Below are 25,477 nucleotides of genomic sequence, written 5' to 3' on the forward strand. Positions count from 1 at the left end.
GTCAGTCTTCTTCCGGAGCTTTCGCCGCCGCCGATGCCTGCATGCCCACCCCGATCAGCCTGCCATCGACGGTCTTGCCATAGAACGTTTCATCACCGTCATGGTGGGCCTTGCGCGTCTCTTCCACGCTGCCTTTCTGGCGCGGATCCTTGGGACGTTCGTGGCTGTCCAGAAAGGCAGCCACGTCCCAAGCCTGCTGATCCGTCAGCTTGCCCGGTTGCGACAGCGGCATGTTGTGCTTGACGAATGCCGCCGCCGTGTCGATCCGCGCCATGCCCGCGCCCCAATTATAGCTGTCCGCACCCCAAAGCGGGGGAAAGACATAGCGACCGTTCAGATCCTTCTGCCCCTGTCCGTCTGGCCCATGACAGACGACGCAGTCTTCGGCGAAGACCGCCTCGCCGCGCGCCAGATCATAGCCCTGCTCTGGCTTTTCGACCTTGCCGAAGCCGCTGCCATCCAACTTCTCGTTGGTGGGCGCGCCAGTCGCAAGCCAATAGAAATAGCTTTCCAGATCGCGATAGATGTCATCGCCATGCGGAGGTGGCCCGCCCGAAGGCGAGCCTTGGGCGTTCATCGAATAGGTAAAGCAGCCCATCACCCTGTCTTCCATCGTATTGATCTGCTTGTTCTTGCCGCGGTATTTCGGATAGGCGACCCACGCGGCCCACATCGGCGCCGACAGCGGCTGCCGACCCGAATCCAGATGGCAGTTCGAACAGGACAGACCGTTGCCGACATGATCCGAGGCATTCGTGCCGGTATTGGTGAAGATCGCCATGCCGCGCTGCACGGCGGCGCCGAATTCGTCATCGGGGATGCTGGCCGTGTCAGGAGGATGGAACAGATCGTCGCGTGGCTTCTGTGCCATCGCCGTCTTCTGCACCGGTTCGCCCGTCAGCCAAGCCGGCGCAAGGCCCAGTTCCACAACCAACGAGCCAAGGGCCACAAGCGCAAGGCCTCCGCCGGCGGCAAAGATGATATTGCGGGCCGTGTGTTTGCCACCGCTGCTGTCGCTCTCGCGGGACTTCGGATCATTCGGCATTCGAGGTTCCTTCCTGTGCGCTGGCCGTGCGCCCAGCGGGCACGGGCGGCAGCGAGGCCAGATAATCGGCCACTGCTCGGCGATCCTGGCTGGACAGTGCCTGAGAGATTTGGCTCATCAACCCCAAGGGCGAATTCTGCCTGCCCCCGCCGGCCCAGGCTGCCAACTGGCTGGCCGTGTAGGGCGCATGCTGGGCCGCCAGCGCCGGAAAATCCGGGGCGACGCCGAACCCGGACGAGCCATGGCAGGTAAAGCAGGCTGGGACGCCCAACGACCAGTCGCCTTGCAGCGCCAGCCGCTCACCCCGTGCCAGATCCGCAGACAGGTTCGGGCTGGCGTTGCTGGTCGCACGCAACGTGGCAAAATACGCGCCCAAGGCCGCGGTCTCGGCATCGCTCAGACCGGCTGCGACAATCTGCATCGATTCGTTGTCGCGGGTGCCATCGCGGAAATCATTCAGCTGCTTGGTCAGATACTTGGCGGGCTGTCCGGCAAGGCGCGGCGTGTTTTCGCCCCCTTGGCCCAGGTCGCCGTGGCAACTGGCACAGGCCCAGACATCGTCACGGCCTGCAAAAACCAGATCCTGCACAGTGGCCGTCATCGCATCCGCCGCCGTCGGCGCGGGATGGGGAGGTTGCGGGGGCATCGAGGTCACGATCGTGGCCAATTCCGCGCCTCCGGCAAAGCTGCCCGCGTCGCCGACCTCATGGCGCAGATCCGCGACACGCTTCGGATCAAGTTTCGCATCGGTTTCGCCGAATGTCAGCGTGACGTAGCTGGCGATGCGCGATATCTCATCGTCGTTCAGCGCGCTGGCGAAGCTGGGCATATGCCCGTCGAAATCATCACCGCCGACCCGGATCGGCCCGTCGATGCCGCGCAGCAGGATGCGGGCGACGATTTCGGGACCGGCAGCGAGGACCTCGGACCCGGCCAAGGGCGGTACCGCGCCGCGAAGCCCCTCACCGTCCGGCTGATGGCAGGTCGAGCAGTTGGCAACGAACAGATTGCCCCCCTCGCCCTGATCGGCCGAGATTTGCACGGCGCGTTCCTCAACCCGCTCGTCTTGGGCGAGGGTCACGTCCTTGCCGGTATCGTACAGCATGAACGCCCCCCACGCGGCCAGTGCGATGGCAATCCAGTAGACCGGCATCGGAATGCCCGAGAATTCCTCGTAGGGCTCGAAATTCTCATCGGGGCGAGGATGGTCGGACTTGCTCTTCCTGCCGAACATCAGCTGTCCCCCTCACTGGCGTTTGGATCCTCGGCGGCCGGGCCGCTTGCGTAGCCATCATCCCGCAGGGCATCGGTTGGCGACGGATATGTCCGGTCCAGCGCCCGGAGGTACGCGACCAGATCCAGCGCGTCTCGGCGGGCAACGATCACGCCGCTTTCGGGCGCATAGGCGGGCGGCAAGGTGACAACGGTATCGCTGGGCGCGGCGCGGTCCTTTCGTTCGAACAGAAATGGATAGGCGGGCATGATCGACCAATCGAAAATGGCGCGAGGTTGATACAGATGGGTCAGGTGCCAGCCCTCGGACGGCAGGCGCGCGCCGACGTTCAGCAGGTCCGGTCCGGTCCGCATCGTGCCCAACTGATGCGGAGCATCGAAGGCATAATCCGATGCCACGGATGGACGTCCCCAGCCACGTTCGCCATCGGGGGCCTGATCGGGTGATCTGGGTTGCTGGCTATGGCAATAGACGCATCCCATTGCGACATAGACGTCGCGGCCGTTCTGCTCGGCCTGGGTATAATTGCGCAGCCCTTCCGGAACGTTGCGGGCGTCGATCTGGATGCCTGGTGCGATGACCAGCATCAGCGTCGCAAATGCCAGAATGGCCAAGGCGAGAATCGAGAGAGGAAGATACCGGTTCATTCCGCAGCCACCGTCGATGCAGATTCATCCCGCGTCATGAAGGCCAGTCCCAGCAAGTTCAGCGCGAAGACCAGATGACCGAGCGTCATCAATGTCCCGCCGACGCTTCGGGCCTGAAGATAGGGCAGCACGACCTCGACGCTGTCGCGGAACGGTCGCGTGGCATCCAACATCGCCAGTCCCTGCAGCACACCGCCAATCGACAGCGCAAGGAAGTAGATCGCGAAGCCGATCACGACCAGCCAGAAGTGCAGCTTCAGCAACCCAGGCCACGGAAAGACCCGACCCGTCGCGCGCGGCAGGATCTGGTAGATCGCGCCGAACATCACCAGCGACACGAAGGCATAGGCCCCCAGATGGGCGTGGCCGACAGTATATTGGGTGAAATGGGTGATCGTGTTGACTGACCTCAACGCCTCGATCGAGCCCTGGAAGGACGCCAGCGTGTACATGACGGCACCGAACGAGATGAAGCGCAGCGGAATGGATTCCCTCAGCGCCCAGAGGTTCATCGCGACGGTGACGTGCTGGTTGATCGCAACCGCGATCACGGGGATGAACATCATCACCGAATGCACGACCGACAATGTCACCAACCACGTCGGCACCGGACCTCCGATCAGGTGATGAATTCCGACCTGGCTGTAGAACAGCGCCAGCCCCCAGAATCCCAGCAACGACACGGCATAGCTGTAGATGGGCTTTCCGATGATCTTCGGAATGAAGTAATAGGCCGCGCCCACGCCAAGCGGCGTCAGCCAGAGGCCCAGCACGTTGTGCGCGAACCACCAGTTGATCGTCGCCTCCTGCGCACCCCCATAAAGCGGCAGGTTGGCGACCACGAACAGCACCGGGAACCACAGGATCGCAGCCAGGAAATACCAGCCCGAGACATAGATGTGATGGACCTGCCGAGCCCGCGTTGTCTGGATCAGCGGCGCGATGAAACAGGCCCCTCCGGCGGCCAGAAAAATGTCGACCTGCCACGGGATCTCCAGCCATTCCTCACCGTCGGTCCAACCGCGTGCGATGGCCACCGCTCCCAGGGTGACGCCGATGTTCCATAGCAACGCGCCCCATATAATCAGCTGCGGACGACGCGAGGGCGTATGGAAGATGCGCGGGATGATCCACATGACCGAAGCAACGCCCGCCTGCGACAGCCAGCCGTAGATCACCAGGTTCAGATGCAGCGTTCGCATCCTTCCGAAGGTCAATGGCGCTGCGAAATCCAGCCAGTCCGGCCAGTGAAGCTTTAATGACGCGATCAGTCCAAAGACCGAACCCGCCACAAGCCAAAAGGTCGCCGCAGCGATCAGGACCAGCACCGGCCTCGCCGAGATCTGGTCGATGCCGGCCTGCACAGGGTCGAACCTGTGTGGGTGGGCTTCCTCACCAGCATCGCCGCGGACTTCACCGGCTTCAAACACGGTTTCCGCGTCGTGCTGGTCGATGGTGATCTGCCGGTTGGCGATCGCCCAGATCAGAAAGGCCAGCGCCAAAAGAGAGACAACAAAGCTAAGCGCCAGCAGCAGCCCCAGCGTGACGGGCATCGCCAACCTCCCGTTCTTGAGAACGAATCATTACATATGAATATTTGCGTGCTTTAGATGCACAAACCTTAAACCAACCTTAAGGTTCCCCCGAGTCGACCAAGTTTTCTTAGACGACGCGCAATCGCCCCAGCATCTTACGCTTCGGGCGGTCACGGTCTGCAAACCACCTACGCAAAGCCTTGATCGCGGTGACGCCAACCTCACACCGATCCTTGCCGTAACGCGTCAGCACACCCTGCATGGTGATGAAGGCGCAGCGATAGGGGGTGTCTTGATCCAGTGGGCCACCATCACGCACGAACGTTAATTCGATCCTCCGCATGGGGGGATTCTCCAACTTGGCGTTCAGGGTAAGGCGGCGAAAACGCCTTCCCATCGTAGGCCGAATGCCGTTGGAAGATTTCGTCGGCATGGTCTTGCCGAGAAGGGGCTCGGCCCATCCGATGACTTCGATTCGGTAGCCGGTGGTTTCGACGATGAGGGTCGGGGCAAGGCGTGGCGGGTCATCCCGTCAAAGGATGGCAAGTGGTCGCCAGAAGGGGTGGTTCAGCATTCCCTGCAAACCCAGCCATCCTCCGCAGGGTCGGCCCCCTCGCGTCCCTAATTCGCGATGCGGTTCAAGGAAGCCCTGGCTGCCATTCAACCGGATCAAGGTCAGCCGGGTCATGCAGCAGGTCGTTCCAGGTCTGACCGGCGGGGTGGCAACGAGACGCACCCTGCCGGTCTCGATTCGGCGTCAGATCACACGCACCTGCGTGCCGACCGGACAGAGGCCGAAAAGCTCTTCTATCTTCTCATTGTAAAGGCCGATGCAGCCATCTGAAGACAATCGCCCGATCTTGCGCGTGTCATGGGTGCCGTGAATCAGATAGGCGGGCCAGCCCAGATACATCGCGTGGGTACCCAACGGATTGTCGGGCCCTGGACCCACCGGCTTCCAGTCGGGATAGCGCTCCATCTGCGACGCGGTGGGCGTCCAGCTTGGGCCGACTTTCTTGCGCACGATTTCCGTGTAGCCGCGCTTGGTCAGTTCGTCGGATATGGGAACCGAGGTCGGATAGGTGCGGTGGATCGTGTCGTCGGCGTTCCAAAAATGCAAGGCACGCGATGTGGTGTCGGCGACGATGGCGCCCTTGCCAAGCGACTCGAAATGATCCTGCCACCGTTGCATCGTGAAACTGCTGATATTGTGACGCGGTGTCGTCTGTGCCCGCACCAGACCGGGCATCGCCAGCCCGCCCGCGGCGAGAATGCCCAACCCCAGGGCGCGGCGACGGTTGATGTCGCTCATTTCACTGCTCCTTTTCTCATGATGCGGGGAAGTTGGCCCCCGCTTCGCTTGAATGCGACGTCATGCTTAAGCCCGGCTTAAGACGCCTCGCGCGCTTGGGAAATCGCGCCGCGCAGGGTCGCCGCGTCCAGTGCGCCGGGATAGATCGTGCGACCGATGATGAAGGCGGGCGTACCGCGCAGGCCCAACTGCGCGGCCTGTGCCGCGTTGCGCGCCAGAAACCCGTCCCACTTGTCCCGGTCCGCGCGATATGCGTCCTGCGCCGCCGCGACGTCGATCCCGGCATCACCCAGAACCTTGTCGATCTGCTCGTTGCTCAGCTTGGCCTCGGTCGCCATCAGGGCGGAATTCGCCTTGTGATACTCGCCCATCCCGGTCGCGCCCAGGACAAGTTGGCTGGCATGGACCGACGGTGCGCCGAAGATCGGCCAGTCCTTCATCACCAGGCGGATATTGCCGTCCTCGGCCACCACATCGGTCAGCGTGGGATGGTTCCTTTTGCAGAACGGACATTGATAGTCGAAATATTCCACGATGGTCACGTCGCCCTCGGCATTACCCAGAACCGGACCGTCGGGATCGTGCAGCACGTCGTCCACGGTCAGTTCATCCGCGCGCGCGCGCAGGCTCATGGCGCCGCCGGCAAGGCCAAGCAGCCCCAGGCCGGCACCTGCGCCCAGCATCATGCGTCGATGAATGTTCATGCGTTGTCTCCTTCTGTCCAGGATGAAGAGGGCGTTGCAGTCGCAGTGGCTGCAGGCCCCGAGATCGACACGGGCGCGCCAGCGTTGGTCGGAGTGGCCGCCGTCGGCGCAGCGGTCCCCGCCGCCGGCAGCGGTTGTCCGGGCGGTACCGTGCCCTTGCCCGATTCAGCCTTCGTTAACACGATGACCTTGGTCATGCTGTCGGTCTGATCGGCCAAATGGATGATGTCCTGATTGAACAGCCGAATGCAGCCGGCCGAGGTTGCCTGACCGATCGAGGACGGGTCCATCGTGCCGTGGATGCGGTAATAGGTGTCGCCCCGATTATTGTGCAGATACAGCGCCCGCGCACCCAGCGGGTTGTCCAGCCCGCCTTCGACCCCATCGGCCACGGGGCCATAGAGGTCGGGATTGTCGGCCAGCATGTTGTCGGTCGGCATCCATCTGGGCCAGTCGCGCTGATAAGGGATATGCGCCTCGCCGGTGAAGCCGTATCCCGCCGCACCTACGGCGACGGCATAGCGCATCGCCTTGTCGTTCGGCTGCACATGATAGAGGTAACGCGCATAGGGATCGACAATGATCGTGCCGGGCTTCTGATCGGTCCAGTATTCCACCTGCTGACGGGCCTTGTCCTCGGACAGATACTGCATGGGCACGGCGTCGATCTGATGGCCATTGTCGTTCAGTGCGCCATACTTGGCCGCCGTCGCGGAACTGACGGCGGGTTGCTGTGGGGCCTCTGGCACATCCGGCCGGGGGTTCTGGTTCGTCTCACAGGCCGTCAGCGACAGGATCGCGGCGATTGCCAGGGCGGCTGTTCTTAGTGTCATCGTCATTCCTTCATGGCCTTCTCGATCATCTCGCTCAGCGCGGCGCGGGACACTTCGCCCGTTTGCGCCGCGACCAGGTTGCCACCGGCATCAAAGACAAGCGTCGATGGCAGGCCGATCGCGTCCAGCCGACCCATCAGCCGCTGGCGCGGGTCCAGCACCATGCCGTCGAAAGGCAGGTTCTCGCCCTGCAGGAAGTCCATCACCTGATCTGCGCGTTCGCCCTGATTGGCGAAGACGAAATCCACGCCGGGGCTGCCCGAGGCCAGATCCAACATCATCGGCATCTCGCGACGGCAGGGCGGGCACCATGTCGCCCAGAGGTTCAGGACCACGGGCTTGCCGCGGCCCGCCAGTTGTTCGGTCCCGGCATCTAGGCCGATCAGATCCATTGCGGGCAGTTCGACCTGCGGGCGCGGCACTGCGATGCCGATCGCCTGTTGCGTCAGAAAGGCAAGCACCGCGCCGACGATCAGCGGCATCACAGCGGCGCGTCGCTGACGCAGCAACGCCGCGGCGAAAACTGCCATGCCGGCGACCCAGCCAGCGCGGGGCGAAAAGCCGCCCTGCCACAGTTTCAGCACGTCCTGCGGGTGGGACGCGAACTCGTCCCAGTTTCCCAGCACAAAGCCGAACCGCGCACCGACGATCCAGGCCAGCAGCGCGTAGCCCGCCCATCGCGCGGCATCCGTTCCCGGCCGTCGCTGCACCCGCGCCGTGATCTCGGCCGTCAGCAGGAACACAATGATTGCGGCGATCGCGGCAAGGCGTGCGCCGTCAAAGACCAGCGGCCCGATCGAGACGGTATTCATTGGCGCACCTTCCCGATCGAGGCCAGCATGTCTTCGGACCCCACCTCGCCGATCAGGCGGCTGCCAGACGCCTCGGACCGGGCGGCGTTCAGGAACACCATCGTCGGCGGACCAGCGGCTGCAAGCCGCCCCATCAGGGCCTGCGCCTCGGCGTTGAAATCGCTGACATCGATCTTGATCGGTGCCAGATCTTCCAGTGCCGCATTGACGGTCGGATCGGACAGCGGCCCGCGTTCGATGCTGCGACAGGTGACACACCAATCGGCGGTGACATAGACCAGCGCCGGTTTTCCTTCGGCCGATGCCAGCGCCTGATCCAGTTCATCGCTGGTCGTGACGCGGGCAAAGCTGAGGTCGGCGGCTTCGCTGACCGGGCCATTCCGGCTGGCCAGCGGCGCCAGCGGACGCAGCGGATCATCCGCACCCAGCGCAGCGCCGACGCCCTGCACCATGCCAGTGAAGGCCAGCATCATCCCCAGCGCGGCTGACAACCTGACACGAAAGGGCGATCCGCTGTCCAACCGGTCCAGCGCCCCCAGAAACACTCCGGTGGCAACCAGCAGCGCGGCCCACAGGGCCAGCATCGCGGGACCGGGCAGAACGCGCCCGGCCAGCCAGACCGCGAATCCCAGGAAGATGACGCCGAAGGCCTGCTTGACGCGCTGCATCCAGATGCCGCTTCGCGGCAGGATCCGCGGGCCGAATGCCCCCACCGCCAGCAGCGGCAGGCCCTGCCCCAGACCCAGGGCGAACAACGCGACCGCACCCAGAAGGACATCGCCCGTCTGCGCGATATAGATCAGCGCGCCCGCCAGCGGTGCGGTCACGCAAGGCCCCACGATCAGCGCCGAGGTAAATCCCAGACCGGCCGCGCCCGCCACCGATCCGCGCCGGCCGGCGACCTGCCCCAGCCTGCGCTGCAATGTTGAAGGCATCTGCAGTTCGTAAAGGCCGAACATCGACAGGGCCAGCGCGACGAACAGGATCGCCACCACCCCGATCGCCCATGGCGATTGCAAAGCCACCTGCAGATTGGCGCCCGACCATGCCGCGACGACGCCAAGCGCACCAAAGGCCGATGCCATCGCCAGAACATAGGCGCCGGTCAGCACCAGCCCGCGCCGCGCCGTCAGAGGTTCGCCTTGACCTGCCAGCATGCCCACGACGATCGGTACCATCGGCAGGACGCAGGGCGTGAAGGCCAGCAACAACCCGAAACCCAGAAATCCAAGGATCACGAGGGCATTCCCGCCGCGCAGGGCAAGTCCTTCGATCAGACCGTCGTCCTGGGCCAGTGTCAGATCGCCCCGCGCTGGGCCACTGTCCTGCGTCTCGCCGCCGGGTGACCATGCCGCATCGTCGGCCTGGCTGAAAGCGTTCGCGGCACCCTCGGGGGACGGCTCGCCGCCTGCGGATAGTCGCGTCACCGTGCCGTCAGTGCCCAGCCGCGCCATCTGCGGCGCGTAGCAGATGCCGTCCTGCTGGCAGCCCTGCCAGGTCAGCGTCACCGGCCCGTTCTGCGCGGGTAGGGTCGCCGCGACATCGTCGCGAAAGATCTCTTCGGGGCCGAAATACGGATCGTCGTGGCGTTCACCCCTGGGCAAATCCAGGGGGATCGCCGCGCCGTCCGCTGTTTCTGCGACGAACTTTCCCCGATAAAGGTAATACCCATCGGCGATCTGCCAGGACAGGGTTTGCGACCCATCATCAGACGGGGTGACATTCAGCGCAAAGGCGTCTTCAGGCTGCAAGGGCTGCGATGCTGCTTGCGCGGCGGCAAGAAGCCCGACCAGAGCGAGACAGGCCAGCAGCCCCGCGCGAAAAATGGGAAACAATCTCGTCATCATGGAACAACCGCTAAAGACGCCTCCTTAAGCCGGGCTTAAGTTCGACCGACGAAAGCGTGAGCGTGACTGGAAAAGGAAAAGCCCGATAAGATGCGATTGCTGATCGTTGAAGATGACCCCGTCCTGTCGGACGGCCTGTGCGTCGGCCTTGGCATGGCCGGATTCACGACCGATCCGGTTACGACACTGGACGATGCCCGCGTTGCGCTGCAGACCGGCGGTTTCGGTGGGGTGGTGCTGGACATCATGCTGCCTGACGGGTCCGGGCTGGAACTTCTGGCCGAACTGCGCGGCCGCGGCGACCGGATCCCGGTGTTGCTGCTGACCGCGCGCGACCGGGTGCGGGACAGGGTCTCGGGGTTGGATGCGGGCGCCGACGATTACCTGGGCAAGCCCTTCGATCTTGACGAACTGGCCGCACGGCTGCGCGCCATGTTGCGCCGTCACGAAGGCCGCGCCGCCGGTCTGATCGCCTGGAACGGACTCAGCCTGGACCCGGCAGCGCAGACCGGTCGCCTGGAAGACCGGCAACTGCATTTCTCGCGCCGAGAATTCGCCATTCTTCACGCGCTGATCGAACATCCCGGCCATATCCTGTCGAAATCTCAGCTGGAGGAACGCCTTTACGGCTGGCAGGAAGAGGTCGAAAGCAACACGGTCGAGGTCCATATCCACCATCTTCGGGCAAAGCTGGGGCGCGATTTCATCCGCACCGTTCGCGGGCTGGGCTATCGTCTGGCGGACGAAGCAGGCGCCTGATGTCGATCAAGGTTCGCCTTTTCCTGATCCTTGCCCTGGCGACTGGCCTTGTCTGGCTGTCGGCCGTCCTTTGGATCGAGGGATCGACGCGGTCCCAGGTCGAACAGGTGCTGGACGCGCGGCTTTCGGAATCCGCCAACATGGTCAGTTCGCTGATCTCGGATCACCGGATCGAGGTTGGCGATGCCACCCGCCGGCCCGCCACGGTCCCATTGCTGGGCAGCGGCGATTATTCGCGGCAGCTATCCTGCCAGATCTGGTCCCTGCGGGGCGATCTGGTCGGCGCCTCGTCGGGCGCTCCGAAATCACGACTGGGTGCGAAAGACGGTTTCAGCACCTCTGTGATCGACGGCGAAAGCTGGCGCGTCTATTCGGTTCGCAATGATGATTTGGGCGTCACGGTCATGGTCGGGGACCGCATGACGATGCGCGACAACCTTGTTCATGACGTCGTGGCAGGACTTCTATGGCCTGCCCTGGTGATCCTGCCGCTGCTGGCCGCGCTGATCTGGGTCAGCGTCGGGCGTGGACTTGCCCCGCTGGAAGGTCTTGAGGCGGCGCTCCGGTCGCGAAGCCCGTCCGATCTCAGCCCTCTGCCCACCGGGCCGGCACCGCGCGAAATCCGGCCTGTACGCCGCGCGCTGAACAGCCTGTTTTCGCAACTTGAGCGCGTGCGCAGGACCGAGCGCGACTTTACCGCGTTCGCCGCCCATGAGTTGAAGACGCCATTGGCGGGGCTGCGCACGCAGGCACAGATCGCGCGCCAGGCAAAAGACGATGCGACCCGCGGCAAGGCGCTGGCCGCGATCGAATTGTCGGTGGACCGGACCGACCGAATGGTGCGCCAGCTTCTTGACCTGGCAACCGTCGAGGGCGAGGAGACGCCGACCGAACAGGTCGTTCTGACGGAGCTCTGCGCCGAGATTTCGACGGCCCTGCGGCAGCCCATAGAAGCCCGTGCGGTGCAGCTGTCCTGCGACATTCCCGCCGGACTGGGGCTTTTCACCAACCGCTTTCTTCTGTTCGCCGCCCTTCGCAATATCGCCGAGAACGCCGTTCTCGCATCGCCGCAGAGCGGAACTGTCCGTCTTGCCGCGCAACAAGAGTCAGGCCGGGTGGTCTTTCGGGTGACCGATGAAGGGCCAGGCATCGATCCGGACGACCTGGCCCGCGTGACCGACCGCTTTTTCCGCGGCCGCGCAACATCTTTCCAAGGCAGCGGCCTCGGCCTCGCGATCGCCGTCGCGGCCGCGAACAGAATGAACGGGACATTGACGTTTCCGGCCTCCAAGAAAGGTCAGGCCGTGGAGTTAGCTGTCGCATTGAACTGATGCGGTGGATGCTCCCAAGCCAGCGGCTTATCGTATGCCATGATGGATTCATCGGAACATAGCGGAGTCCAAATCGACCTCGCGCCCGACCATGCGGTTTGTGGACCTCGGCGACCAAGGAACAGCCCGGGGGTCAGTCGTCGCGATGCTTCGACGGGGCCGCTCCGGTGGCCTTCTTGAACGCCCGCCAGAGGGCGGTGCTGTCCGCATAGCCAAGTTGCCGCGCGATCTCTGCATTGGTTGTTCTGCCTTCGCGCAATTGCGTCCGCCCCAGCTCGAGCCGCGCCTCCAGAAGAAGCGCCCGAAGCGTCGTGCCTTGCGCAGCAAGCTGCCGCTGGAGGGTGCGCGGCGACAGGCTCAGTTCGTCTGCCACCAGCGTCAGGTTCACAGGCCGTTGGCCAAGATGCAGGCGCACCAGGCTGCGAACGCGCTGCATCAGGTCGGCGGCCTGAGGCCGACCCGAAAGATCCTTGAGATGGCGCGACAGGATCAGCAGGAGGTCGGCATCCTCCACCCTCAGCATCGTTTCGGCGGCCGCGAGGTCAAAGAACAGCCGATTCCCGGTTTCCCCGAAACAGACCCGCACGCCCAGCAGGCGTTCAAGAGTCGCGGCGTTCTCGGGAGGGGCATGTTCAAGATGCGCCTCGAAAGGACGACCATGTGCACCAAAGGCGTCACGCGACAGGGCGATCGTTGCAGCGATGGTATATTCGTTGTCCTGTCGCCGCGGCCAGAGGGCGGGATCTTCCAGCCGGTAGGTCCAGACGAGGTGGCCGTCATACTCCTCCACCTGGATTGACGTGCCGTCCTGCCAAGCGCTGAGCATTGCGGCAAGTCGCCCCAAGCCCCGGCGCAGGGTGGCGGAGGCGCCGAAGACGAGGCCGACGGGGCCGAGATCCGCTGCCCGGAAGCCGGTTCCGACGCGTGCGCAAAGAAAGGGATCGCTGCAGGCTTCGGCGGATGCCTCGAGGAACGCGACGTAGCGCTTCAGCGGAATCTTGGAATACGGGTCCGCGACCATCGTACGGGTGAGCATGTTGCGCGACAGCAGCCGGTCCGCCCGGGGTTGATGCTGATCCAGCACCGCCAGGATCGGCCGCAGGCTGGAAGCGCGGATCATCGGACTGCGCGGGCCGCTGCCGCGCGCTCGGGCATCCGTTGGCGCAAAATATCGAATCATTGTCGCTTCCCGCAATTCGGATCACCCGCAGCATAATCTAAATTTCGTTTCAGATGAAATGAAAGCCGCACGAAGCGGCATCAACATCGCCTCAGGGAGAAGAACATGTCAGCATCACAGGCCCGAGGTGCGGCCCCATCTGCCGCGCTCGCCCGCAACTCCATCGGCACCCCCCATATCGTCTTCTTCGTCGTCGCCGCCGCGGCCCCGCTTGCATCGGTAGTCGGCGCCTCGCCCGCAGCCTTCGCCTTCGGCAACGGCGCCGGCGTGCCGGGCGTCTATCTGATGGCCGGGCTTCTGTATCTGGTCTTCTCGGTCGGTTTCACCGCGATGAGCCGGTCCGCAGGCTCGGCCGGCGGATTTTATACCTATATCGCCAAGGGCCTTGGCCGCCCCGCCGGGGTGGCCGCCGCGCTGGTCGCGCTGCTCACCTACAAGATGATTCAGCTGGCCGTGTATGCGCTGTTCGGCATCTTCGTATCCGGCGCTTTGGCGGGGCTTGGCATCAACATGCCGTGGTGGCTGCCGACGCTGGCCATTATTGGGCTGATCTGGCTTTGCGGCGCGCGCAACATCGCCTTTTCGGGCCGGCTCCTGGGCATCTGCATGCTGGCCGAGATCGCCATTCTCTTTGCGCTTGACGTCGGCATCCTGATGCGTGGAGGAGGCCCCGAGGGCATCACCCTGACCTCCTTTGCGCCGCAAACGGTATTCGTGCCGGGGCTGGGTGCCGCGCTGGTTTTCGTGGTGGGCTCGTTCATGGGCTTCGAGGCCACCGCCATTTTCAGCGAAGAAGCCAAACGCCCCGAGCGGACCATCCCCCGCGCGACCTTCATCGCGGTGGCGCTTATCGCGGGCTTCTATGCTTTTTCGACCTGGTCGATCACGCAATACTACGGGCCCGAGACCGCGCAGGCAGCGGCGCTGGAAGGTCTGGAGACGTTCTTCTTTGTCGCCGCCGCCGATGTTCTGGGCCCCTGGTCGGTCACCACCATCGAGATCCTGCTGATCGTCAGCCTCTTCGCCTCGGCGCTTAGCTTCCACAACACGATCAATCGCTACTTCTTCGCCCTTGGCCGAGAAGGGCTGTTGCCCCGCAGCCTCGGCTCGGTCCACGACCGCCACGGTTCACCCCATCTTGCTGGACGCGCCCAGAGTCTCATCGCGGCGGCGCTTCTGGCAGCCGCGGTGGTGTCGGGGCTTGACCCCTATGCCGTCGTCTTCTCGTGGACCTCGGCGATCGCCGTGATCGGCATCCTCTCGGTGCAGATCCTGGTGAGCATCGCGATCATCGCATGGTTCCGGCGAAACCCGGCGGGTCTGGGCGCCTGGACCCGTGTCGCAGCGCCCGTCCTTTCGGTCTTGGGGCTCGGAACCGGCCTGGCGCTGGTCATCTTCAACCTGCCGCTTCTGGCGGGCACCGACAGCCCGATCATATGGAGCTTTCCGTGGCTTGTCCTGGCCGTCGGCCTGCTGGGTGCGACCTATGCCGCCTATCTGCGCACGCATCGCCCCGCCCTCTACGCCGCGCTTGGCGCCCTCACCGAGGCTTGATCCATGAGCATGCTCAACCCCCTGCAGATGCGCCGACTCGACGCGCTGAACTACTACACCGCCACAAGGAAGTACGACCTGTCTTTTCCCAGGCTGACCGATGACATCGACTGCGACGTGGTCGTGATCGGCGGCGGCTTCTCCGGCATCAACACCGCCCTTGAACTGGCCGAGGCCGGCATCACGAATGTCGTGGTTCTGGAAGCGCGCCATCTCGGCTATGGCGGCACCGGCCGCAATGGCGGGCAGGTCATGGCCGGAATCGGCCACGATCTGGATGCGGTGAAGAAACATGTCGGCCCGCAAGGCCTCGAGACCCTGTTCAAGATCGCCAACATGGGCGCCGGGATCATCCGCGACCGCGTGGCAAAATACGGGATTGATGCGGACTTTTCGCGCGGCTACGGCTATCTGGCCTACAACCAGCGCCAGCTGAAGACCCTGCGTGGCTGGTTCGACGAGTTCCGCGCGGCTGACCCCGGGGAAGAGATCGCGCTGTTGGAAGGCCGGGATGTGCAGACGATCATCGGCACGGATGTCTATGCCGGCGCGATCAAGCACATGGGCGGCGGGCATGTCCATTCGCTTAACCTGCTGCTAGGAGAAGCCAAGGCGCTTGCCGGGTACGGCGCGCGGATTTTCGAGAACTCTCCCGCCACTTCGGTCGAATATGGCCCGCGTATCACCGTGCGCACGAACGGAGGCACGGTGACCGCGAGCAAGCTGCTATGGGCCTGCGACGGGTTCCTGGACCGGTTGGAGCCTGCCATCGCCTCGAAGACCGTCAACACCTTCGCCTTCCAGGTCGCAACCGAGGCCCTGTCTGACGACATTATCGAGCGGATAAGTCCGATCCGCGGCGCCTATTCCGACATCCGCCCGGTCATCGACTATTTCCGCGTCACGCGCGAGAACCGGCTGCTCTTCGGCTCGGCAACGCGGGCGCTGGACTACATCCCGAAGGACCTGGCGGGCTGGAACCAAAACCTGATGCTGAAGATCTTTCCCTATCTGAAGGACGTGAAGATCGACATGGCCTGGGGCGGCCCGATGGCCTGTTCGGCGAACCTGTTCCCGCAGATCGGAACCCTGCCAGGAAGGCCGAACGCCTTCTTCGTGCAAGGGTATTCCGGCTTTGGCGTAACGCCCAGCCATATCGTCTGCAAGGTTTTGGCCGAGGGGATGAGCGAGGGTTCGGCGCGCTATGACCTGATGGCGCGGATCCCGCATGTCTCGATCGTCGGGGCGGATAATGCCCGTCCCGCGATCACCACCGCTGGCAAATGCTGGCACCAACTGTCCGGCTACTTCAACGGCCGACGCTGAACCAACCAAGGAAGAAGCAAATGCTGACCAAGATCAACACGCCCCTGCCAGAACTCGAAAGCTGGGGCAGCGTGACCAATCTCGGCGCTGAGGTCCTCGAGGGCGATGTGCAGTGCATGGGCGCAATGCTGCACGGCGCGCCGAACAACCGCGTTTCCTGCGCCTATTTCGGCATCACCAAGGGCAAATTCCGCATGACCTACCTGTTTGACGAACATTCCGTCGTGGTCGAAGGCAGCGCGACCCTGACCGATGAGAGCACCGGCACCACAACCACCTTCGGCGTGGGCGACAGCTGGTTCGTCAAAAAGGGCACGCCGGTCCTGTGGGACGTGACCACCGATCGCTTCGTCAAGAACTACCTGGCCGTAACCTGATCAGGGGCTTTGGCCACACGGGTTAGTGCGTGACCGCCGTCAGAAGCTTGCTGGATTTGCTCATTCCCGGCTTCTGGCAGGCGCGCTGGCGGTAGGTCAGGACTGTGCAGACGCGTCGCGTCAGGTCCTCCTCGGGTGGTGCGGGCCGACTGCATGACGGCCTCAGCGACGAGATGAACCTGAGGCTGTGGTCGAGATCGACGCTCATCCTAATGAACTACATCAGTGACCGCGAAGCGCCATTCGGCGCCATGACAACGGCCCGTCAGGGCTGATCCATCTCTGGGAGGAGACATGATGAGCCATTCCAACACCGTCGGCCTGCGGGCTGCGACATCGGCGCATTTCTCGGTCCTCAATCCCGCCACGGGAGAGGTCGTAGGCGAGGCGCCGAACGCCACCGCCGCGGACCTGGATCGCGCGGTTGCCGCGGCCCGCGCAGCACAGCCCGCTTGGGCCGCCATGCCCGACGCGCAGCGTGCGGCCGCTTGTCAGGCCATCGCCGGTCTGCTGGACGCGAACGCCGAGGAACTGGCGCGTCTACTGACGCTGGAACAGGGCAAACCGTTGAACGGCCTCGGCTCCCGGTGGGAACTGGGCGGCGCTGCGGCCTGGGCGGGCTACAACGCCGGCCTGTCGCTGCCCCTCGAGGTCCTGCAGGACGACCCTGCGGGCCGCGTAGAACTGCACCGCAAGCCCGTCGGCGTCATCGGCTCGGTCACGCCCTGGAACTTCCCGGTCATGATCGCGATCTGGCACGTCGTTCCCGCCCTGCGCGCCGGAAATACCGTGGTGCTGAAACCCTCGCCGATGACCCCGCTTGCGACACTGCGGATGGTTGATCTGGCGCAGACCGTCCTGCCCAAAGGCGTGTTGAACATCGTGACCGGTGATGACATCGAATTCCAGCTTGGCGCCGCGATGACCAGACACCCCGGCATCGACAAGATCGTCTTCACCGGCTCGTCAGCCACCGGCCGTCAGGTCATGCGGACCGCCGCCGACACTCTCAAGCGGCTGACATTGGAACTTGGCGGAAACGATGCGGGTATCGTCTTGCCCGACGCCGAGCCTGCCGCCATTGCCGAGGGCCTTTTCTGGGGCGCATTCATCAACAACGGGCAGACCTGCGCTGCTCTGAAGCGTCTTTATGTCCATGACTGCATTCACGACGAGGTTTGCGAGGCTCTGGTTGATTTCGCACGCACCATCCCGGTGGGCAACGGCTTGGACGAGTCGTCCATACTGGGACCGATCCAGAACCGGATGCAGTTCGACAAGGTCTTGCGGCTGGTCTCGGACGCTGCAGGCCGTGGGCAGGTGCTGCTGGGCGGCGAGCCGGGCGAAGGGCTGTTCTTCCGCCCCACGATCATCGCGGGTCTGAGCAACGGCGACGCCCTGGTGGACGAGGAGCAGTTCGGTCCGGCCTTGCCGATCATCCGCTACAAGGATGTGGGCGAGGCGGTCGCTGCGGCGAACGACAATCCCAACGGCCTCGGCGGATCGGTCTGGAGCGCGGACCACGCAGCCGCCCGTGCGGTGGCCAACCGGATGGAGTGTGGCTCCGTCTGGATCAACAAACACGGGGCGGTGCAACCTAACGCGCCTTTCGGTGGGATCAAGCAGTCTGGCATGGGTGTTCAGTTCGCGAAAGAAGGTCTGGCCGAGAACACGGTGGCACAGGTCGTCTTCAGTTGACGTCGTTCTTCCATTCCGGGCCACAGGCACTGGCGACGATCTTCTTGTCGTTACGACGTCCTCCAGCTGTTGCGTCAGGGGCGGGGTGAGGGAGCGCGGGATCTAGAGATATCTAGGCTCAGCTGCTTCCAGCGTATTGTGCTGGATGAACGAACCGAAGCTTTCGTGCAGCAGCGCGCCGGGTCCTTTCTCGGCCAGATAAGAACACTGCCGTCGCGCAAAAATTTGCATGTGTCGGTGTGACCTTGGCGACATCCGGCGTTGCTGCTGAGAGTGTCTGAAATTCTGTGTATCCGACCGGGTCCATGCTGTTATCAGATACGTTAAGGCGACGAAGCGCCCGGCACACATTACGGCCAGCTGACTGCGGGCAGGATCGCCCGTCAATCTACTCTAAATGCCATCCGCATGCTTCTGCGAAGATTGGCGAAATGTCGTGTCGCCAAGAATCAGCTGCACCAAATATCTGGCAGACCCCAATATTGCCCCCTGCTTGCACGTCGGCCCAGAAGTTTGGCCCTCTGCAGCGCCGAAAACCGGCCCCGTGGCCGAACGGCGCCAGCGATCCGGACGTCGGGGCAGGCGCCAGCTTCCGGCATCATCCCGTAACGCCGTTCGGATCCGAGATGGGTACTTTTGCATTGTCGGTTTCTTGTTTAGGTTGAAATTCGCGATCTCAGCACAGGGAAGGTGAAGCATGGCAACGTATGACGCATGGGGCTGGGTCGGTACGGGTGCAAGCACGGGTATCCCGACTGCCGGCGGCAGCGATATCGAAGGCGGGTTGAGCAATACCAGCCATGCGCCCGACGGCAGTGATATAAGCTATGTCGAACGCGGTACGATTGTGTTCGATGATGGCAACGGCGATAACAATATAGAAGATACGGATACTGATGATGGCGGCGGCGCACCACCCGCTGGCGATCGGATTTCCGTCGATGGTGGAACGTCGTTCCAGGCTTTGAATGAAATCGGCCTGTATAGTAATTCAACCATCGACTACACCCTTCCCGACAGTTCGTCCGGGACCATAACGGGTGTCACCCTGCGCGTTTTCCAACTGGCTGATGGCACGATCATCATGCGTATGACCGACACCAGCCTGCAGGATGCCTATGATTCGGTCGGTTTCCTGCCCAATCATGCGACAAGTCTTAATCTTGGAACATACGACGGAACGGACTATACCGCGATGCTTCCCAGTAATTTTGACGAAGCGCTTCCCTGTTTCACGGCAGATACATTGATCGAGACCGATCGCGGGCTGATGAGAGCATTGGATCTGCGTGCCGGGGATCTGGTCCGGACGCTGGATCATGGCTATCAGCCTGTTCGTTGGAGCTGCTCGCGTAGCCTTGATGGGCTGCAACTGGCGATGTCTCCGCATCTGCGACCGATCCGCATTCGAGCGGGCGCGCTGGGGGATGAATCGCCTGCACGCGACTTGATCGTCTCTCCACAACACCGGGTGCTTGTGCGCTCGAAAATAGCGCAGCGGATGTTCGGGGCGGATGAGGTGCTGGTGGCAGCTAAGCAGCTGCTGGTGCATGACGGCGTGGAGAACGCTGACGATCTCACCGACGTAATCTATGTGCATTTCCTTTGCGAGAGACACGAAATCGTCTATTCGGAAGACGCTCTGACGGAAAGCCTTTATCCGGGGCCGGAGGCGCTCAAATCCATCGGCCCGGCCGCTCTGGATGAACTCCATGAACTGTTTCCGCAACTGCAGGACATTTCAGAAGGGTTGGAATTCGAACCAGCCCGACCTTTGCTCAAGGGCCGCGAAGCCCGGAACATGGCGGAGCGTCACGTCAAGAACGAGAAGCCGTTAGTGAGCACGTGCTGCTAGCAACTGTATCAGTGAAGAAATGCGAATCGGATCTGGGTCCTGGTGGTCTGGCCGATTTCGGACAAAGTAGGTGAACTTGGTGATGCAGCGCTTCGCATCGTTCAAACGGCCAGGTCGGCCGATCGAAGGTGGTGTCGGCGATATGAATTTGATCATGTGGGGCGGTCCTCCGCCATAACTGTAAAGGGGGCATTGTTGTCATCGGCCCTCGGTGCATTTGAGGCTGTTCAGCACGGCCGCCGCGCCGCGGTGCAGCCTATCTGAACCGGCCTTCTTAATCTTCGCAGCAATCTGTCCGGGCGATGTTGCTGCTGCGGAACAGTGGGGCCTTTCGTTGCGCTGGATCGAATGTCGGACTTCATTTTCCGCCATCGAGCATCGTCATGATATCCGCCGTTTCCTTGTCCGCCGGAAAGACAGCTTCGATCGGCAACCTCGGACAACAGCACAGAACGTGCCCATTCCCTTCCAGAAGTTAAGGCGCGACGCGCCGATTTCGTATCGTTCACCGCGTTCGGGCTCGACCCCGATGACGGGTGGAGCGACCGATTCCGCATAGCTGATATAGGTCGAGATCTCGGGCGTGACCTTCCAGGTCAACGCGCCGCGCAGGGACGTCTCGGAAAAATCATCCTCTGACGAGACGCCGGTCATGCGGTCGTCTTCGCGGATCTCAAGGCGGTCGTGCCGGGCGCCAAGGGTGGCGATGAACCTGTCGTCGAAAGACAGGTTCTGCTGTACGAAAACCGCCTTGTTGGTGCTGTCGCGCTTCAGATCCTGATATCGCACCAGATCCGCAGGCGCGCCAGTATAGACCGGATCGTGCGGGTCGATCCCGGTGGCGGCCGCGTAGAACGATGATTGGTCCGTGGAAACATCGCGATATTCGACGCCCGCCAGCGTGCTGCTGTCGATCCGCCCAAGGTTGCGGTCGTATTGCAGGATCACGTCGCCCACGACCTCATCCGTTTGCGAATCCGAGGCCAGATATCCGCGCGGCACCGGGAATGTGCCGTCATCGCCCGCGATATAGACATAGCCGTAGTCGTCGGCGGTGTCGCTGTAGCGCAGGTTCGAACGCAGGGTCAGGCCGCCTCCGAAATCATGTTCGGCAATCAGGCTCAGCGATTTGCGTTCGACATTCAGATAGTTGAAATCCGGTTCGCCCAGAAACAAGCTGCGGTCATAGTCGCCATAGCGCGGATAGCCGCCGCTATTGGGGGTCGCCTCGCGTTCCAGGTAATCGGCGATCAGGCTGATCGAGGTCACGTCGCCGGGTTGCCATGTCAGCCCGCCCATCAGGAATTTCTCGTCGTCCTGAGAGAAGTCGTATTCGCGGTCGCTGTCCTGCAGCTTGCCGGTGAACCGGTATGACAAGGTCGAATCGGGGCTAAGCGTGTCGCCGAAATCGAATCCGATTTCCTTGCGGTCATCCGATCCCGCGGTTGCGAAGACCTCCGAGAAACGTTCAGCGCGCGGACGCTTGGTCACGAAATTGATCGAGCCGCCGGGATCTGCAATGCCGAACAGGGTCGAGTTGGCGCCGCGGATCACCTCGACCCGTTCATAGGCCAGAGGTTCCTCGCGGATGCCCCGGCGGTACTGACCACCGCCCCTCGGCAGGGCTACGATCTGACATTTTCAACAAATGACGGATGGCAATTGACATTTGTTGGAATCGCCCCTAACCCTATCATTATTCAGGTCTGCCTTGACAGTTGTCGTGTGGGGGGTGTGACGATGCCGGGGGAAATCATGAACAGGCCGCTGCTGGAAGCGACAGGCTTTCGGAAATCGTTTGGTGGCGTGCCCGCGCTGAGCGACGGCAGATTCACGCTGCACGCCGGTTCGGTTCATGCATTGTGCGGCGGCAACGGCGCTGGCAAGTCCACGTTCCTCAAGATCCTCATGGGGATTCATCTCCGCGACGGGGGCACACTTCTGCGAAATGACAGGCCGGTCACCTTCGACAGCCCTTCCCAGGCGTTGGCGAATGGCATTTCGATCATCGAACAGGAACTTAGTCCTGTTCCGGCGATGACGGTGGCCGAAAATATCTATCTTGGCCGCGAGCCGGTGGGGCTTTTCGGTCGCGTTCGCTTTCGCGAGTTGAATCGCATGGCGCAGGAATTGCTTGACGGGTTTCATTTCGGCATCCGCGCCGAAAGCCTGATGATGGACCTGACCGTCGCACAGATCCAGCTGGTCGAGATCGCCAAGGCGCTGAGCTATGACGCAGAGATCATCATCATGGACGAGCCGACCTCGGCCCTGGGCGAGGCCGAGGCCGATCAGCTGTTCGCGGCCATCAAGACGCTGAAGGCCCGCGGCAAGGGCGTCATCTATGTCAGCCACCGTTTGTCCGAAATCTTCTCGATCTGCGACAGCTACACGGTGTTCCGCGACGGTGCCTTCGTCGAGGCTGGGGCGATGGCCGATATCGACAAGGATCGCCTGATCCAGCTGGTCGTGGGCCGCCCCCTGACCGAGGAATTCGTCAAGGAAAACGTGCCGGGACACGAGGAAATGCTGTCGGTGCGCAACCTGAGCGCCGATCACGGCGTCCGCGACGTGAACTTCGCCGTCAGGCGCGGCGAGATCCTGGCGCTCTATGGTCTGATGGGATCTGGTCGGACCGAGATCTTCGACCGCCTGTTCGGCCTGTCCGACGTTGCGGGCGGTGAGATCGCGATCGAGGGCAAGCCCACGCGGATCGACACGCCCCACCAGGCGATCGGCGCGGGGCTGGCCTATGTCACGGAAGACCGCAAGCAGTCGGGGCTGGTGCTGACGGGGGACGTTCGCGACAATCTGTGCCTGGCGACGCTGGACCGGGTCTCGACCGGTCCCCTGATGCGCGCAGGCGCCGAACGCGATGCGGCGCAGCGCATGATCGACACGCTGAATATCAAGACCGCCTCGGACCAATTGTCGGTTTCCAGTCTATCTGGGGGCAACCAGCAGAAGGTCGTCCTGGGCAAGTGGTTCCTGACCGAACCGCGCATCCTGCTGCTGGACGAGCCGACGCGCGGCGTCGATGTGGGCGCCAAGCGCGAGATCTATCGCGTGATGTCGGATTTCACGCGGGCCGGCGGCGCCGTCATCATGATCTCGTCCGAGACGGACGAGGTGCTGGGCATGGCCGATCGCGCGGTCGTCATGCGCGACGGGCGCGTTGCCGGTGAATTGCAGCGGGCGGACCTGTCCGCAGAGAGATTGCTGCATCTGGCGGCCTGAACCGCGGCGCGCCCCATCGGGGCTGTCCTGCGGCGCAAGATGCACGAAAGGGAGGATCAAGGTGGAAAAGCAGATCGAGGCCGCCACGCCGGCCGGGGCAGGAACCGAGCAGTCGCGGACCATATCATCCCGGATCGGCCCGTTGGTACAGCGTTACGGCATCCTGATCGCGCTGATCCTGCTGTGCATCATGCTGGCGGTGGTCAATGAGAACTTCCTCAGCCAGCGCAACATCATCAACGTGCTGCGCCAGACCTCGATCAACGGGATCCTGGCGATCGGCATGACCTTCGTCATCCTGACGCGCGGGATAGATCTTTCGGTCGGGTCTGTCGTGGCGCTTGTCGGGGTCGTGTCGGCCAGCTTCGCCACGACAAGCACGGCCGGCGTCGCCGGCTCGCCCTACATGCCGCTGATCGCGGTCGTGGTCGGCCTTGCCACGGGGACGGCTGTCGGTGCGGTCTCGGGAACCGTGGTCGCGCGGTTTTCAGTGCCGGCCTTCGTCGCGACGCTTGGCATGTTGTCCGCGGCACGGGGTTTGACGCTGATCTATTCGGGCGGTCGGCCCGTCCCGGCGCTGACCGACGGCTATCGCTGGATCGGGACGGGCGACATCGCGGGCATTCCCGTGCCGATCATCCTGTTCGGGCTGATCTTCGTCCTGGCGCATTTCATCCTGACCCGGACGCGCTTTGGACGCCATGTCTATGCCGTGGGTGGCAATCCGCATGCGGCCAAGGTGTCGGGTCTGCCGGTCCGTCGCATCCGTTTCGCCGTCTATGCCATTTCGGGGGCGCTGGCGGGGATCGCCGGAATGATCCTGGCGGCCCGGACCGGTTCGGCCCTGCCGCAGGCCGGCGTCGCCTATGAACTGGACGCCATCGCCGCCGTGGTCATCGGCGGCACCAGCCTGGCAGGCGGCATCGGTCGTGTCAGCGGCACCGTGATCGGGGCGTTGCTGATCGGCGTGATGAATAACGGGCTCGACCTGATGGGGGTCGAATCCTACTACCAGCAGGTCATCAAGGGCGGGCTGATCGTTGCCGCCGTGCTGCTGGACCGTTCGCGCAAGTCCGAGGACTGACGCCGCTGCGGCGTCATGTTCCGATGAGAATGTCATAAAGGGAGGAAACCACATGACACCGAAGATGATGATGACGGCCAGCGTGTTCGCCTTGGCCCTGGGGGCGGGTGCCGTCCAGGCGCAGGACGAGCCGATCAAGATCGGCATGGCCGCCTATGGCCTGAATGCCGAATTCATGCAGTTGTGGTCGGCCGCCGGCGAGAAGCATCCCGCTGTCCAGTCGGGCATGGTCGAACTGACGATTTTCGACGGTCGCTACGACGCGCTGGTCCAGCAGGACCAGTTCGAGACGATGATCACCCAAGGGTTCGACGCGATCGTCTTTGCGCCGATGGATGTCGAGGCAGGTGCCACTGCGGTCCAGCTGGCGGTCGATGCGGGCATTCCGGTCGTTGGGTCGAACGCGCGGGTGAACAGCGACCAGCTGACATCCTATGTGGGGTCGAACGATGTCGAGGCGGGCTATCTGGAGGCCAAGGCCGTCCTGGACAAGATGAATTGCGAAGGTGACGTCGTCATCATCGAGGGTCCAATCGGGCAGTCGGGCGAGATCCAGCGCGGCGAAGGCAACGAAAAGGCCCTGGCCGAATGCCCAGACGTCAAGATCCTGGAACGCCAGACCGCCAACTGGTCGCGTGCCGAGGCGCAGAGCCTGATGGAAAACTGGCTGACCTCGCATGGCAACGACATCAAGGGCGTGATCGGCCAGAACGACGAGATGGCCCTTGGTGCCATCGAGGCGATCCGCGCCGCCGGCATGGACGTGAGCGATTTCGCCATCGCGGGTGTGGACGGCGTGACCGATGCGCTGAACGCGGTCAAGGAAGGCAACATGGATTCCATCCTGCAGGATGGCGAGGCGCAGGCCCTGGGTGCCATCGACGTGGCGATCAAGGCTGTCCGCCCGGACTACGAGCCGATGTCCGAAATCTGGCAGCAGTATCCCGACATGCCTTGGAACGATGGCGCCGACAGCGAGTACAATGTGCCCTGGACACCGGTGACCTCTGAAAATGTCGACGACCTGCTGGCCTCGCGCCAGTAAGGCCATCGGAATCCGTCCCCGGCGCTGTCTTGCGCCGGGGGCAAACAGGATCGTTCTTTCGG

At 63.2% G+C, this 25,477-nt stretch carries 22 protein-coding genes; 10 read left to right on the forward strand and 12 right to left on the reverse strand.

Annotated features, from left to right (window positions below; translation table 11 throughout):
* Position 1: 1 nt before the first annotated feature.
* The 10 genes from J7359_RS10975 to dsbD all read right to left on the reverse strand — a co-directional run bounded on the left by J7359_RS10975 (position 2) and on the right by dsbD (position 9,969).
* A complete protein-coding gene (locus J7359_RS10975) occupies positions 2–1,045 on the reverse strand; it encodes a c-type cytochrome (RefSeq protein ID WP_209056691.1) in 1,044 nt (347 codons plus the stop codon).
* Entirely contained in the window at positions 1,035–2,279 is a 1,245-nt protein-coding gene (locus tag J7359_RS10980; protein WP_209056692.1) for a c-type cytochrome, read from the reverse strand. The genes J7359_RS10975 and J7359_RS10980 overlap by 11 nt, the downstream gene beginning before the upstream one ends.
* Positions 2,279–2,926: a cbb3-type cytochrome c oxidase subunit II gene (locus J7359_RS10985; protein ID WP_209056693.1), complete on the reverse strand. Its 648-nt coding sequence runs from the start codon at positions 2,924–2,926 to the stop codon at positions 2,279–2,281. The genes J7359_RS10980 and J7359_RS10985 overlap by 1 nt, the downstream gene beginning before the upstream one ends.
* Entirely contained in the window at positions 2,923–4,479 is a 1,557-nt protein-coding gene (locus J7359_RS10990) for a cbb3-type cytochrome c oxidase subunit I (protein WP_209056694.1), read from the reverse strand. Before J7359_RS10990 ends, J7359_RS10985 begins: the two co-directional genes overlap by 4 nt.
* 109 nt (positions 4,480–4,588) lie before the next feature.
* Positions 4,589–4,804, reverse strand: a complete 216-nt coding sequence (locus J7359_RS10995; protein WP_209056695.1) for a hypothetical protein — start codon at positions 4,802–4,804, stop codon at positions 4,589–4,591.
* A 414-nt stretch (positions 4,805–5,218) separates the two neighbouring features.
* Complete coding sequence (locus J7359_RS11000; RefSeq protein ID WP_209056696.1) at positions 5,219–5,773, reverse strand: L,D-transpeptidase; 555 nt, start codon at positions 5,771–5,773, stop codon at positions 5,219–5,221.
* A 77-nt stretch (positions 5,774–5,850) separates the two neighbouring features.
* Positions 5,851–6,477 carry a DsbA family protein gene (locus J7359_RS11005; RefSeq protein ID WP_209056697.1) on the reverse strand — a complete coding sequence of 209 codons (627 nt, stop codon included), beginning with the start codon at positions 6,475–6,477 and terminating at the stop codon, positions 5,851–5,853.
* Positions 6,474–7,310, reverse strand: a complete 837-nt coding sequence (locus J7359_RS11010) for a L,D-transpeptidase (protein WP_247740338.1) — start codon at positions 7,308–7,310, stop codon at positions 6,474–6,476. Before J7359_RS11010 ends, J7359_RS11005 begins: the two co-directional genes overlap by 4 nt.
* A 2-nt stretch (positions 7,311–7,312) precedes the next feature.
* The gene (locus tag J7359_RS11015; protein WP_209056699.1) at positions 7,313–8,122 is read right to left on the reverse strand and encodes a TlpA disulfide reductase family protein; all 810 of its coding nucleotides are present in this window, start codon (positions 8,120–8,122) and stop codon (positions 7,313–7,315) included.
* Complete coding sequence (dsbD, locus tag J7359_RS11020; RefSeq protein WP_247740339.1) at positions 8,119–9,969, reverse strand: protein-disulfide reductase DsbD; 1,851 nt, start codon at positions 9,967–9,969, stop codon at positions 8,119–8,121. Before dsbD ends, J7359_RS11015 begins: the two co-directional genes overlap by 4 nt.
* A 90-nt stretch (positions 9,970–10,059) precedes the next feature.
* Between dsbD and J7359_RS11025 the strand changes: the two genes are divergently transcribed.
* The gene (locus tag J7359_RS11025) at positions 10,060–10,728 is read left to right on the forward strand and encodes a response regulator transcription factor (RefSeq protein ID WP_209056700.1); all 669 of its coding nucleotides are present in this window, start codon (positions 10,060–10,062) and stop codon (positions 10,726–10,728) included.
* Entirely contained in the window at positions 10,728–12,059 is a 1,332-nt protein-coding gene (locus tag J7359_RS11030) for an ATP-binding protein (RefSeq protein ID WP_247740340.1), read from the forward strand. The genes J7359_RS11025 and J7359_RS11030 overlap by 1 nt, the downstream gene beginning before the upstream one ends.
* Before the next feature lie 133 nt (positions 12,060–12,192).
* Here J7359_RS11030 and J7359_RS11035 read toward each other — a convergent pair whose 3' ends face one another.
* Positions 12,193–13,179 carry an AraC family transcriptional regulator gene (locus tag J7359_RS11035; RefSeq protein WP_209056701.1) on the reverse strand — a complete coding sequence of 329 codons (987 nt, stop codon included), beginning with the start codon at positions 13,177–13,179 and terminating at the stop codon, positions 12,193–12,195.
* Between the two features lie 165 nt (positions 13,180–13,344).
* Between J7359_RS11035 and J7359_RS11040 the strand changes: the two genes are divergently transcribed.
* The 5 genes from J7359_RS11040 (at position 13,345) to J7359_RS11060 (ending at position 20,049) form a co-directional block, all read left to right on the forward strand.
* Positions 13,345–14,793 (forward strand): APC family permease, encoded by a 1,449-nt coding sequence (locus J7359_RS11040; RefSeq protein ID WP_209056702.1) that lies wholly within the window; start codon positions 13,345–13,347, stop codon positions 14,791–14,793.
* A 3-nt stretch (positions 14,794–14,796) separates the two neighbouring features.
* The gene (locus J7359_RS11045) at positions 14,797–16,119 is read left to right on the forward strand and encodes an FAD-binding oxidoreductase (protein WP_209056703.1); all 1,323 of its coding nucleotides are present in this window, start codon (positions 14,797–14,799) and stop codon (positions 16,117–16,119) included.
* A gap of 20 nt (positions 16,120–16,139) precedes the next feature.
* Positions 16,140–16,496, forward strand: coding sequence for a cupin domain-containing protein (locus J7359_RS11050; protein ID WP_209056704.1), 357 nt, complete (start codon positions 16,140–16,142; stop codon positions 16,494–16,496).
* A 297-nt stretch (positions 16,497–16,793) separates the two neighbouring features.
* Positions 16,794–18,194, forward strand: a complete 1,401-nt coding sequence (locus J7359_RS11055; protein WP_348524374.1) for an aldehyde dehydrogenase family protein — start codon at positions 16,794–16,796, stop codon at positions 18,192–18,194.
* Between the two features lie 697 nt (positions 18,195–18,891).
* On the forward strand, positions 18,892–20,049 hold the full coding sequence (locus J7359_RS11060; RefSeq protein ID WP_209056706.1) for a Hint domain-containing protein: 1,158 nt from the start codon (positions 18,892–18,894) through the stop codon (positions 20,047–20,049).
* A gap of 381 nt (positions 20,050–20,430) precedes the next feature.
* On the opposite strand, the gene J7359_RS11065 is transcribed toward J7359_RS11060, so the two are convergent.
* A complete protein-coding gene (locus J7359_RS11065; RefSeq protein WP_348524375.1) occupies positions 20,431–21,603 on the reverse strand; it encodes a TonB-dependent receptor in 1,173 nt (390 codons plus the stop codon).
* Between the two features lie 201 nt (positions 21,604–21,804).
* On the opposite strand from J7359_RS11065, the gene J7359_RS11070 reads away from it, so the two are divergent.
* The 3 genes from J7359_RS11070 to J7359_RS11080 all read left to right on the forward strand — a co-directional run bounded on the left by J7359_RS11070 (position 21,805) and on the right by J7359_RS11080 (position 25,415).
* On the forward strand, positions 21,805–23,286 hold the full coding sequence (locus J7359_RS11070; protein ID WP_209056707.1) for a sugar ABC transporter ATP-binding protein: 1,482 nt from the start codon (positions 21,805–21,807) through the stop codon (positions 23,284–23,286).
* 61 nt (positions 23,287–23,347) lie between these two features.
* Positions 23,348–24,370 (forward strand): ABC transporter permease, encoded by a 1,023-nt coding sequence (locus J7359_RS11075; RefSeq protein WP_348524376.1) that lies wholly within the window; start codon positions 23,348–23,350, stop codon positions 24,368–24,370.
* 52 nt (positions 24,371–24,422) lie between these two features.
* Entirely contained in the window at positions 24,423–25,415 is a 993-nt protein-coding gene (locus tag J7359_RS11080; RefSeq protein WP_209056708.1) for a substrate-binding domain-containing protein, read from the forward strand.
* Positions 25,416–25,477 lie beyond the last annotated feature (62 nt).

The organism is Paracoccus sp. R12_2, assembly GCF_017744015.1.
In the GTDB taxonomy this organism is placed as follows: Bacteria; Pseudomonadota; Alphaproteobacteria; order Rhodobacterales; family Rhodobacteraceae; genus Paracoccus.